At 73.1% G+C, this 11,438-nt stretch carries 8 protein-coding genes and 2 riboswitches; of the genes, 3 read left to right on the forward strand and 5 right to left on the reverse strand.

The window, feature by feature from the left end:
- Positions 1-49 precede the first annotated feature (49 nt).
- On the reverse strand, positions 50-1,183 hold the full coding sequence (locus DOO78_RS17485; protein WP_111471149.1) for an anhydro-N-acetylmuramic acid kinase: 1,134 nt from the start codon (positions 1,181-1,183) through the stop codon (positions 50-52).
- An 86-nt stretch (positions 1,184-1,269) separates the two neighbouring features.
- Here DOO78_RS17485 and tyrS point away from each other — a divergent pair, with 86 nt between their 5' ends.
- Complete coding sequence (gene tyrS / locus DOO78_RS17490) at positions 1,270-2,529, forward strand: tyrosine--tRNA ligase (protein WP_111471150.1); 1,260 nt, start codon at positions 1,270-1,272, stop codon at positions 2,527-2,529.
- A gap of 10 nt (positions 2,530-2,539) precedes the next feature.
- Here tyrS and DOO78_RS17495 read toward each other — a convergent pair whose 3' ends face one another.
- A complete protein-coding gene (locus DOO78_RS17495) occupies positions 2,540-3,727 on the reverse strand; it encodes a multidrug effflux MFS transporter (RefSeq protein WP_111471151.1) in 1,188 nt (395 codons plus the stop codon).
- A gap of 305 nt (positions 3,728-4,032) precedes the next feature.
- A complete protein-coding gene (locus DOO78_RS17500) occupies positions 4,033-5,280 on the reverse strand; it encodes a serine hydrolase domain-containing protein (RefSeq protein WP_111471152.1) in 1,248 nt (415 codons plus the stop codon).
- A gap of 121 nt (positions 5,281-5,401) precedes the next feature.
- Positions 5,402-5,623: riboswitch (cobalamin riboswitch) on the forward strand.
- 112 nt (positions 5,624-5,735) lie between these two features.
- Between DOO78_RS17500 and DOO78_RS17505 the strand changes: the two genes are divergently transcribed.
- Complete coding sequence (locus DOO78_RS17505; RefSeq protein ID WP_165838953.1) at positions 5,736-7,067, forward strand: BLUF domain-containing protein; 1,332 nt, start codon at positions 5,736-5,738, stop codon at positions 7,065-7,067.
- Positions 7,068-7,126: 59 nt separating this feature from the next.
- Here DOO78_RS17505 and metF read toward each other — a convergent pair whose 3' ends face one another.
- Complete coding sequence (gene metF, locus DOO78_RS17510) at positions 7,127-8,116, reverse strand: methylenetetrahydrofolate reductase [NAD(P)H] (RefSeq protein ID WP_243634583.1); 990 nt, start codon at positions 8,114-8,116, stop codon at positions 7,127-7,129.
- 85 nt (positions 8,117-8,201) lie between these two features.
- Positions 8,202-10,523, reverse strand: a complete 2,322-nt coding sequence (gene metE / locus DOO78_RS17515) for a 5-methyltetrahydropteroyltriglutamate--homocysteine S-methyltransferase (RefSeq protein ID WP_111471154.1) — start codon at positions 10,521-10,523, stop codon at positions 8,202-8,204.
- Between the two features lie 104 nt (positions 10,524-10,627).
- A riboswitch (cobalamin riboswitch) is annotated at positions 10,628-10,845 on the reverse strand.
- 102 nt (positions 10,846-10,947) lie between these two features.
- Here metE and DOO78_RS17520 point away from each other — a divergent pair.
- Positions 10,948-11,352, forward strand: coding sequence for a hypothetical protein (locus DOO78_RS17520; protein WP_111471155.1), 405 nt, complete (start codon positions 10,948-10,950; stop codon positions 11,350-11,352).
- Positions 11,353-11,438 lie beyond the last annotated feature (86 nt).

Here is an 11,438-nt window from a genome sequence, read left to right on the forward strand (position 1 = left end):
CCGCGGCAAGGCAGCGCAAGCCCGGCCGGGCCGCGCGGCGGCGACCGCCTCAGCCCCGGACGATGCGCCCGCCAGCGAGGGGCTGCGGCGCCCCGGTGGTGCCGGGGAAGGTGATCGGCAACCCGTGCCAGCAGCGCGCCGCCAGCACGCCGAAGGCCTGCGCCTCCAGCGCGTCGCCGTTCCAGCCCACCACCTCGGCGGCCCGCACCGGCTGCTCCAGCGCGCCGGCCAGCGCCCGCATCAGCGCCGGGTTGCGCCGGCCGCCGCCGGCGACCAGCCATTGCAGCGGCGCCTGCGGGAAGTGCCGGGCCGCGGCGGCGACGCAGACCGCGGCGAAGGCGACCAGGGTGGCGGCGCCGTCCTCGGGGGAGAGGGCGCCGGCGCCGGCCTCCTTCAGCGCCCGGTCGAAATCCAGCCGGTCGAGGGATTTCGGCGGTGGCGCGGCGAGATAGGGATGCGCCAGCAGCCGCGCCAGCACCGCCCCGTCCGGCTGGCCGGCGAGGGCGAGCGCCCCGTCGCGGTCGTAGTCGGACTGGGTGTGCCGCCGGGCCCAGTCGTCCAGCGGGCCATTGGCCGGGCCGGTGTCGAAGGCGAGCAGGCTGCGGTCGCGGCCGATCCAGGTGACGTTGCCGACGCCGCCGAGGTTGAGCACGGCGAGCGGCTTGGGCAGGGTGGCGGCCAGCGCCGCATGCACCACGGGCACCAGCGGCGCCCCCTGGCCGCCGGCGGCGACATCGGCGCTGCGGAAATCGAAGGCGACCGGCAGGCCGGCGCGGCGGGCGAGCCAGTCGGCATCCCCCACCTGCCAGGTGCGGCCGGGCGCGGCATCCCCCGGCCGGGCGGGGCGGTGCAGGATGGTCTGGCCGTGGAAGCCGATGAGGTCGGCATCCTCGCCCAGCAGCCGCAGCGACTCGGCCCGCAGCCGCGCCACCGCCTCGGCATGCCGTTCGGTCAGGCGGTGGACGCAATCGGCGAGGAAGGGGTCCTCCGGCGCCAGCCCGGGCTCGCCCGGCACGCCGACCGCGAGGTCGAGCAGCCGGCGCAGGTCGCGCCGCAGCGCCGGCTCGTAGGGCAGGGTGAGCGTCGGGCCGATGCGGCCGATCGCCTCGCCATCCGTCTCGATCCAGGCAGCGTCCACCCCGTCGAGGGAGGTGCCGCTCATCAGCCCGATGGTTCTAAGCATGCCCCCCCTGTGCTACGGGAGCGGCCCCCATGCCAAGGCCAATCTGAAGCGGCCTGGGCCAGAGCGAGAATCGAGCGGCAGAGACGATGAGCGGCCCCGAGAGCGAGTTCCTCCGCGCCGCGGAGGAGCGTGGCTACATCCACCAGGTCACCGACCGGGCGGCGCTGGATGCGCGGCTGCGGGCCGGGCCGGTCGCCGCCTATATCGGCTTCGACTGCACGGCGGACAGCCTGCATGTCGGCCATCTCGTCTCCATCATGATGCTGCGGCTGTTCCAGCGCAGCGGCCACCGGCCGGTGGTGCTGATCGGCGGCGGCACCACCAAGATCGGCGACCCCTCGGGCAAGGACGAGGCGCGGCAGCTTCTGACCGAGGCCGGGATCGAGGCCAACAAGGCCGGCATCCGCCGCAGCTTCGACAATTTCCTCCGCTTCGGCGAGGGGGAGCGCGATGCGCTGATGCTCGACAATGCCGAATGGCTGGACGAGCTGCGCTACATCCCCTTCCTGCGCGAGGTGGGGCGGCATTTCTCGGTCAACCGCATGCTGACCATGGACAGCGTGCGGCTGCGGCTCGAGCGCGACCAGCCGCTCTCCTTCCTCGAGTTCAACTACATGCTGCTGCAGTCCTACGACTTCCTGGAGCTGCACCGGCGCCATGGCGTGGCGCTGCAGATGGGCGGCTCCGACCAGTGGGGCAACATCATCATGGGCGCCGACCTGGTGCGGCGCATGGGCGGGGCTGGGGGCGGGGCCGGGGGCGGCACCGAGGCCTTCGGCCTGACCACGCCGCTGCTCACCACCGCCTCGGGCGCCAAGATGGGCAAGACCGCCGCCGGCGCGGTCTGGCTGAACCCCGACCGCCTCGCGCCCTATGACTACTGGCAGTTCTGGCGCAACACCGAGGATGGCGACGTGGCGCGCTTCCTCGGCCTCTTCACCGAACTGCCGATGGAGGAGGTGCGCCGCCTCGGCGCGCTCGGCGGCGCCGAGATCAACGAGGCGAAGAAGGTGCTCGCCACCGAGGCGACGGCGCTGCTGCATGGCCGCGCCGCGGCCGAGGCGGCGGCGGAGACGGCACGGCTGGCCTTCGAGCAGGGCCAGGCGGCGGCCAGCCTGCCCGGCATCGCCCATGCCCTGCCGGCGCCGGTGATCGACCTGCTGGCGGCCGCCGGCCTGGTCGCCAGCAAGGGCGAGGCGCGGCGGCTGGTGGCGCAGAACGGCGTGCGGCTGAACGACGCGCCGGTGACCGACCCGCTGCAGGCGGTGACGGCGGCCGACCTGCGGGACGGCGCGGCCAAGCTGTCGCTCGGGCGCAAGCGGCACGTGCTGGTGCGGCCGGCCTGACCGCGCCGCGTCAGGCGCCGCGCCCCTCCCGGCGCAGCGCCACCCAGAAGCCGAGCTGGGCGCAGAGGCTGGCCAGCGTCATCACCAGCGCCGCGGCCAGGGCCGGGTCCGGTCCGATCCCGGCCAGCGCGCTGCACAGCGCCCCCACCGCCATCTGGCTGAAGCCGTAGAGGCCGGAGGCCGAGCCGATCACCTTCGGATCGACGCCCACCGCCTTGGTCAGCGCCGTCGGGCTGGCCATGCCGACGCCGAAGGTGAAGACCAGCATCAGCCCCATCACCACCGGCACGCTGAGCCGGCCGAGCAGCACCGCGCCGAGCAGCGTCGCCGCGCTCGCCAGGCTGAGCAGGTTGGCGCCGACCATCAGCCCTTCCGCCCGCACCCGCCCGAGCAGCCGGCCGATCAGCAGGTTGCCGCAAGCCATGCCGAGGATGAGCATCCCGAGATAGAGGCCGACCTCCTCCACCGGCCGGTGCAACTCGGCGACGAAGACGAAGGGGGCGGCGGCGACGAAGGCGTACATGGAGGTGGTGGCGCAGCCGCCGCCGATGGCGTAGCCGAGGAAGGCGGGCGAGGTGAGCAGCCCGCGCCAGGCCCGCCACAAGGCCCGCGCGCCGGGCCCGCTGCCGCGCTGGCCGGTCTCCGGCAGCAGCCGCCAGGAGAGCAGCAGGTTGGCGAGGCCGAAGCCGGTGAGCAGCACGAGGATGGCGCGCCAGCCGAGGGTGGAGGCGAGCAGCCCGCCGATCAGCGGCGCCAGCGCCGGCCCGGTCATCATCATCAGCGTCAGCAGCGCCATGCGCCGCACCACGTCATCCGCCGTCGCGGTGTCGCGCGCCATGGCGCGGCCGAGCACCAGCCCGGCGCAGCCGCCGAGCGCCTGGAACAGCCGGGCGGCGATCAGCAGCCGCACGCCGGGGGCGAGCGCCGCGACCAGGCCGCCGAGGGTGAACAGGCCGAGGCCCCAGAGCAGCGTCGGCCGCCGCCCCAGCCGGTCGGAGAGCGGGCCACAGACGAGCTGCCCGGCGGCGAGGCCGAGGATGTAGAGGCTGATCGTCGCCTGCATGGCGGCGACGCTGGCGCCGAGATCGGCCGCCGCCTCCGGCAGGGCGGGGACGAACATGTGCATCGCCATGGTGCCGCTCAGCGTGATGAGGACGAGCAGCCAGAGGGGCGGCTCGCGCCGTCGGGGTTGCGCCATCGGAACTCCCTGTCGATCCCCTGCCGCCGCGGCGGACTGGAGACTCCGCTGCCCGGCGCCTGGAGGGGGGCGCGTCCCGGGCATGGGAAACGCCCCGGCGCGCGATGGCAAGGCGTGGCGGCCGTTGCATCGCGACGCCGCGTTCGAGGCAGGCGCGCCGCGGCGGACCGCGTTCGGATCGACCCATCCGGATGCGGGACGATGCCCGCAAGACAACCCGCGAGAGCAGGCCGCGCGACCGCGGCCTGCCCCGGAGACGGTCCCGATCGGCTGGACTCACCTGATCGGGTGAAACCGTCCCGGCCTCAGTCGGCGATGGCGCCGTAGACGAGGGCGTTCACCACGCGCCGGTAGTGCTGGCGGATCAGCCCCGGCGTGCTCGCCATGAACACCACCGCGAGCTCCTCCTTCGGATCGACCCACATGGAGGTGCCGTAGGCGCCGTTCCAACTGAACATGCCGGGGCTGCCCAGCACGTCCGAGCCGCCCTCGCGCCGCACCGCGACGGTGATGCCGAAGCCGAAATTCGTCAGCTGCGGCTCGGTCAGCGTCACGTTGTTGGCGATCTCCGGCGAGAGGTGGTCGCGCGTCATCTCCTCGACGCTCTTGCGCGAGAGCACGCGCTTGCCGTCCAGCGTGCCGCCGTTCAGCAGCATCTGGGCGAAGCGGATGTAGTCGGCCGCGGTCGAGACCGCCTGGCCGCCGCCGCCCTCGAAGCCGGGCGTGACCAGGCCGACGCGGACATCCTGCGGCTGGCCGGAGACGGGGTCCTTGGGCAGCGGCGTGGCATAGCGGCCGCGCTGGCCCTCCGGCACCACGAAGCCGGTATCCTGCATGCCGAGCGGGCGCAGGATGCGCTCGGCCATCGCCTCGCCGAGCGACTTGTCGGTGCGCTCCTCGATCACCAGGCCGAGCACGTCGATCGAGAGCCCGTACTCCCAGGTGGTGCCGGGCTGGTGCAGCAGCGGCAGCTTCGCCATGGCGGCGATGAAATCGCCGCCGCTCATCCTCGAATAGCCGCCGAGGCTGCGCTGCCAGAGCTGATGCGCCGGGGTGGTGCCGCGATTGCCGTAGACGATGCCGGAGGTGTGGCGGGCGAGGTCGATCACCCGGATCGGGCGCGCCGCCGGCACGGTGGAGTCGGGGTTGCCATCCGCCACGACCCGCATCTCGGCGAAGGCGGGGAAGAAGCGGCTGACGGGATCCCAGAGCGAGAGCCTGCCCTCCTCGAGCACCGACATCAGCGTGGCGCCGGTCAGCACCTTGGTCATGCTGGCGATCGGGAAGATCGCGTCGCGCGGCATCGGCTTGCTGCGGCCGCCATCCTGGAAGCCATGCGCCTCGAAATAGGCGAGCTTGCCGCGGCGCGCGATGGCGACGACCGCGCCGGGTATGCGGCCCTCCCGGACCTCCGTCTCCACCATGGCGCCGATGCGGGCCAGGCGCTCGGGCGACAGGCCGACGCTCTCCGGCGTCGCGCGCGGCAGCGGGTCGGCGGCGCGGGCGGGCAAGGCGAAGGCCGCCAGCACCATGACGAGCAGCAGCTTGTGCATTCTTGGTGTCCTCCTCCGGGCCGAGCCTATCCGATGCCGCGGCAGGCACCAGCCCCGCGGCCGGCGCGCCCACCGCAGCGCAGCGTGCTTATAGTCCTTGACGTCCGGCGAGGGCGTTGTCCAAGCTTCCCACTGTCACGGTCCCACGCGGTTGCTGCCTCGCCAGCCGCCGCGCGGCTAAGAGGGAAGCCGGTGAGGCGCAAGCCAAGTCCGGCGCTGCCCCCGCAACTGTCGGCGGCGAGCCAAGGTCCACATCGCGCCACCGGGGCAATTGCGCCCTGGGAAGGCCGGGCCGAGGCGATGAGCCGCGAGCCAGGAGACCTGCCGCGGCAGATGGATCCCAGGGCGGGGTGCCCCGGAGGATGCGTATCCGGCATACCGCCGCATTCCGCGCGCGGGACCGGCATTCGTGTCATCCGCGCCCTCCCGGCAAGAGAAGGCGGCGGGAGGAGTCCGTGAGGCAAGAAATGACCTCCGTCGCGGCGGACGGGCCGGTTTCCACCCTCGTCTACCGCAGCAGGGCGGTGCGGTCCCTGCGGAGCGAGGAGCTGTTCGGGCTGGTGACGCTCGCCCGGGAGCGCAACCGCGCGGAGCACCTGACCGGCCTGGTGGTCTACGACAACGCGGCCTTCTTCCAATGGCTGGAGGGGCCGGCGGAGAACCTGGACCGCGTCATGGCCTCCATCGGCCGCGACGGCCGGCACACGGATATCGAGATCGTCGAGCGCCGTGCCGTGACCGAGCGGATCTTTCCGCAATGGGACATGCGGCTGGGGCTGCGCGACCACGGGCGGGCCGCCTGGCCGGCCGACCTGCTGCGGGCGCAGGGCCAGGTGATGCGGGACCTGCGCGGGACGCTGCCGGAGGTGTCGAGCACGCTCCGCAGCCTTGCGGCGTCCGCCCGGCCGGGGGGCGCCTCCCGGACCGTCGAGCTGCTGCGCGCGATCGTCCAGGCGCAGGTCGTCCCCGAGCTGGCGGAGCGCCACCTGGCCGCCGGGCGCGAAACCCCCGCGCAGGCGCAGACGCTGGAATTGGCGCGGCTCGTGCTGGGCCATGCGAGCGATGTGGGCGCCACGGCCGCCCTGTTCGGGCAGGTGGCGGCGACCGCGGTGGCGGAGGACCGGTATCCGATCATCCGTCTGGTGGAAGCCGCCGCGCGCCGCCTCGGCGATCTTTCGGAGGCGGGGACGTGCAGCGGCTTCGATGTCGATATCGGGCTCTCCCGCCTGCTGTCGGCAGCGCGCGGCGCGGGCGGGATGATGCCGCTGCTGCCCGATCCCGCGGCGCCGCGGATCCTGATCGCCTGCGCGCCGGGCGAGGGGCATCTGCTCGGCGCGGCCATGGCCTCGGACGAGCTGTGGGACGCGGGCTGGGCGCCGCGCTGCGAATTCCCGGCCTCGGTCGCGGCGCTGATGGACCTGCTGGCCGGAAGCTGGTTCGACGTGGTGACGCTGTGGCTGAGCCCGGCCTTCTGCCGGGAGGAGCGCCTGGCACCCCTGGCCGCGGCCATCGCGGCGGCGCGCCGCGCATCGCGCAATCCGCATCTGTTCGTGCTCGTCGGCGGCCGCGCCTTCGCGCACTCGACCGCCACCGATGTCGGCGCCGACCTGCACCGCGCCACCGCGGCGGGGCTGCACCAGGCGATCCTGCGATCGACCGCCCGCGCCATCTCGGTGCCCCTGCGCGGCGATGATCGCCGGGCCGCCGGCAGGGCGCTCGCCGAATGCGGCATCCTGCAGCATGCCGGCGCCGGCCCGCAGGGCGAGGGCCTGGCGCTGCGGCGCTAGAGCAGATCCCGATCAGGTGGACTCACCGGATCGGGTGAGGATGCTCTGGAAACGGTAGCCTAGGGCGCCCCCGCCTGCCGATCGGCGCCGGGCCCTTCCGGCCCGGGCGTGCCGGCGGCCTGCGGCCGCACGCCGAGGATATGGGCGATGGCGTAGGTCAGGTCCGGCCGGTTCAGCGTGTAGAAGTGGAACTCGTCCACCCCGTTGGCCTGCAGGGTGCGCACCTGCTCCGCCGCCACCGTCGCCGCCACCAGGCGGCGCGTCTCCGCATCCTCGTCCAGGCCGTCGAAGAGCCGCTCCAGCCAGGCGGGCACCGAGGCGCCGCACAGGGCGGAGAAGCGCTTCACGCTGGCGAAATTCGTCACCGGCATGATGCCCGGCACGATGGGCACGCTGATCCCGGCCGCATGGCAGCGGTCCAGGAAGCGCAGATAGACGTCCGTGTCGAAAAAATACTGGGTGATGGCGCGGCTGGCGCCGGCATCGATCTTCCGGCGGAGGAAGTCGAGATCGGCCGCGGGCGAGAGCGCGGCGGGATGGCCCTCCGGATAGGCGCCGACGCTGATGTCGAAGGCCGCGATGCGGCGCAACCCCCGCACCATGTCTTCCGCCTGCGCATAGCCGCCTGGATGCGGCTCGTAGGTGGCGGCGCCGGCCGGCGGATCGCCGCGCAAGGCCACGATGTGCCGCACGCCGGCCTGCCAATAGGCCCGGGCCACCGCGTCCACCTCCTCGCGCGTCGCGCCCACGCAGGTCAGATGCGCCGCCGGCGTCAGCGAGGTCTCGTGCCGGAGCCGCGCCACCGTCTCGTGCGTCCGGGCGCGCGTCGAGCCGCCGGCGCCGTAGGTGACCGAGACGAAGCGCGGCGCCAGCGGCTCCAGCCGCCGGATGCAGGCCCAGAGATCGGCCTCCAGCTTCGCGGTCCTCGGCGGGAAGAACTCGAAGGAGAGCTGCGGCGGCGGCAGGCTCGAGGGCGAGGGGAGCATCGCCACCCGCGGTCCCGTCAGCCAGCGTTCGAGCGTGGACCCAAGGCTTGCCATGGTGCTCATGGGAGACATCCTCTCGGCCTGGAACCGGCCGCGACGGCGGAAGGGAGGAAGGGGCCGCCGGCGCGCGGCCCCTCCGGCGGGAGCGTCAGGCCTCGGCGCGCGCGGCCTGGGCCGCCGCCACCATGTTGACCAGCGCCGCCTCGGTTTCCGGCCATTTCCGGGTCTTGAGCCCGCAATCCGGGTTCACCCAGAGCTGCTCCGGCGCCAGGCGGCGGCGCGCGGCCCGCAACAGCTCCACCATCTCCTCCACGGCCGGGACGCGCGGGGAGTGGATGTCGTAGACGCCGGGGCCGATCTCGGCCGGGTAGCGGTACTCGGCGAAGGCGCCCAGCAGCTCCATCTTCGAACGCGCGGTCTCGATGGAGATCACGTCCGCATCCATGGCGCCGATGGCCTGGATGATGTCGTTGAACTCCGAATAGCACATATGGGTGTGGATCTGCGTGCGGTCGGCGACGCCCGAGGCGGCGAGGCGGAAGCACTCCACGGCCCAGCGCAGATAGGCCTCCCATTCGCCGCGGCGTAGCGGCAGGCCCTCGCGCAGCGCGGCCTCGTCGATCTGGACGATGCGCGCGCCCGCTTGCTCGAGATCCACCACCTCGTCGCGGATCGCCAGGGCGAGCTGGCGGCAGGCGAGGGCACGGGGGATGTCGTCGCGCACGAAGGACCAGTTCAGGATGGTGACGGGCCCGGTGAGCATGCCCTTCATCGGCCGGTCGGTGAGGCTCTGCGCATAGCGCCACCAGGCCACGGTCATCGGCTGCGGCCGCGAGACGTCGCCGAACAGGATCGGCGGCCGCACGCAGCGCGAGCCGTAGGACTGCACCCAGCCATGCTTGGTGAAGACGAAGCCGGCGAGCTGCTCGCCGAAATACTGCACCATGTCGTTGCGCTCGAACTCGCCATGCACCAGCACGTCGAGGCCGATCCGCTCCTGCCAGCGCACCGTGCGTGCGGTCTCCTCGCGCAGGAACTCCTCGTACTGCGCGTCGGTCAGCGCCCCCTTGCCATGGGCGGCGCGCGCCTTGCGCACCGCCTCGGTCTGCGGGAAGGAGCCGATGGTGGTGGTCGGGAAGGCGGGCAGGCGCAGCGCCTCGGCCTGCAGCCGGCGGCGCTCGGCGAAGCCGGCGTTGCGGCGCGCCATCGCCTCCGTCACCTGCGCCAGCCGGGCGCCGACGGCCGGATCATGGATCCGGGGCGAGGTCCGGCGCGACCGGGCGGCGGCGGCGGCGGCGGCGAGCGCCTCGGCGACGGCGCCGCGGCCCTCGTTCAGCGCCCGGGCCAGGATGGCCAGCTCCTCGATCTTCTGCACGGCGAAGGCGAGCCAGCTCCGCACCTCGGCATCGAGGGCGGTCTCCTGCGCCAGGTCGATCGGGCTGTGCAGCAGGGAGCAGGAGGGCGCCAGGACGATGCTGCGCCCGGCGCGCGCCACCGGCTCGAGCCGGTCGAGGATGGCGTCGAGGTCGGCGCGCCAGACATTGCGGCCGTCGATGACGCCGAGGGAGAGGACGCGGTCGCGCGGCGCCTTCGCCAGCACGGGTTCGAGCTGCTCCGGGGCGCGGACGAGGTCGATGTGCAGGCCGGCGACCGGCAGCGCCAGCGCCGCGTCCAGGTTGTCGCCGAGGCCGCCGAAATAGGTGGTCAGCATCAGCTTCAGGCCCGGCACCGCCCTGGCGAAATAGGCATAGGCCTCGGCCAGCAGCCGGTGCTCCTCCGCGGTCAGGTCGAGGACCAGGCAGGGCTCGTCGATCTGCACCCAGGCGGCGCCGGCGGCGGCGAGCTTGCCGAGCACCTCGGCATAGACCGGCAGCAGGGCGCGCAGCAGCGCCTGCCGGTGCAGGTCTTCGGCGTGGCTCTTGCCGAGCTTCAGATAGGTCACCGGGCCGATGAGGACGGGGCGGGTCTCGATGCCCTGCGCCTTGGCCTCCAGGTACTCGTCGATCGCCTTGGTGGAGGAGAGGGCGAACGCCTGCCCGGGGGCGAATTCCGGCACGAGGTAGTGGTAGTTCGTGTCGAACCACTTGGTCATCTCGGCCGCCGGGACGTTGGTGGCCTTGTGCATGCAGCCCGCGCCGCAGGCGGCATGCGCCTCGCCCTGCGCGCCGCGCGCCATGGCGAAATAGGTGTCGAGGTCCACCGGGCCGCCGATCCAGCCATAGAGGCTGGGGATGGCGCCGACCATGGCGCTGGTGTCGAGCACCTGGTCGTAGAGGGAGAAGTCGTTGCTCGGGATGATGTCGGCGCCGAGCGCCTTCTGCCGCGCCCAGGCCTTGGCGCGCAGCTCGGCCGCGGCGGCCAGTAGCTCGGCGCGGCTCGAGGTGCCGGCCCAGTAGCGTTCGAGGGCGGCCTTCAGCTCGCGCCTGGGGCCTATGCGGGGAAAGCCGAGCGTGGCGACGGAGACAGCCATGACTTCACCTGATCGGTTGTGGCGAAGTCAGCCGGGCGCGCGCCCACGCGCGGCGGTTTGCACCTGTCGCGGGCCAGTCGCGACCTGACCGGACACCCCGCCGGAGGACGTTATGTGTCGAGGCAGGTCTCCTGGCTCACGGGTCGTCGCCTCGATCCCCCTTCCCAGCGCCCGGGGGCGCCAGTGGCATCGGAATCTCGGCTCGCCGCTTACAGTTGCGGGGGCAGCTTCGGCATCGGCGGCAACCCGCCTGCACCGAATTCCCTCTTAGCCCCCACGGCATGAGGACATGCTTGGGGGAACCTAGACAGCTTGACGCTGTCAGAGCCCATCACAAATGTCAAGATACATCAAAGGTCTAGATGGAAGATGCGACGATCGTGAAGACCCTGGCACCAGGCGGGCGGAGGAGGGGGAGGGCGCGATGGCCGTCCTGAGCCGAGTCCGCCGCGGGCTGCCGGCGCTCGCCATCCTTCTCCTGGCCGGCTCGCCCGGCCTGGCCTCGGCCGAGGCGGTGGAGGCCCGCTATGTCGCAGCCCTCGGGGGCATCGCCATCATGGAGATCGACCTGCTGCTCGATCTCGGACAGGGCGGCTACCGCATCCGCACGCGATTGCGGACGCGGGGCGTCGGGACGCTGTTCGGCCAGGGCGAGCAGGTCACGGAAGCCGAGGGGACCTTCCGCGGCATCGAGCCGGCGCCCGCGCGATACCGCACGGAAGGCGCCTGGCGTGGCACCTTCCGACAGATCGTCCTGGCCTATCCCCCCGGGACGGCGCCCCCGGTGCTGCAGAGGCTCGAGCCGCCCGAGGCGTGGCTTTGCTACTGAATGTTGGCCCAGGCGTGCTGGCGAATTTTGGCCCACCTGCCGTCCCTCAACCTACGGTCTCCCGGGTGACCCGGGGGACCTGGAGT

It is taken from the genome of Roseicella frigidaeris, from assembly GCF_003258945.1.
GTDB classification, from domain to species: Bacteria; Pseudomonadota; Alphaproteobacteria; order Acetobacterales; family Acetobacteraceae; genus Paracraurococcus; species Paracraurococcus frigidaeris.

Excerpts from the sequence above, each read along its gene's own strand:
- DOO78_RS17485 (WP_111471149.1), bottom strand. The coding sequence starts at position 1,183 with ATGCTTAGAACCATCGGGCTGATGAGCGGCACCTCCCTCGACGGGGTG.
- tyrS (WP_111471150.1), top strand. The coding sequence starts at position 1,270 with ATGAGCGGCCCCGAGAGCGAGTTCCTCCGCGCCGCGGAGGAGCGTGGC.
- DOO78_RS17495 (WP_111471151.1), bottom strand. The coding sequence starts at position 3,727 with ATGGCGCAACCCCGACGGCGCGAGCCGCCCCTCTGGCTGCTCGTCCTC.
- DOO78_RS17500 (WP_111471152.1), bottom strand. The coding sequence starts at position 5,280 with ATGCACAAGCTGCTGCTCGTCATGGTGCTGGCGGCCTTCGCCTTGCCC.
- metF (WP_243634583.1), bottom strand. The coding sequence starts at position 8,116 with ATGAGCACCATGGCAAGCCTTGGGTCCACGCTCGAACGCTGGCTGACG.
- metE (WP_111471154.1), bottom strand. The coding sequence starts at position 10,523 with ATGGCTGTCTCCGTCGCCACGCTCGGCTTTCCCCGCATAGGCCCCAGG.
- DOO78_RS17520 (WP_111471155.1), top strand. The coding sequence starts at position 10,948 with ATGGCCGTCCTGAGCCGAGTCCGCCGCGGGCTGCCGGCGCTCGCCATC.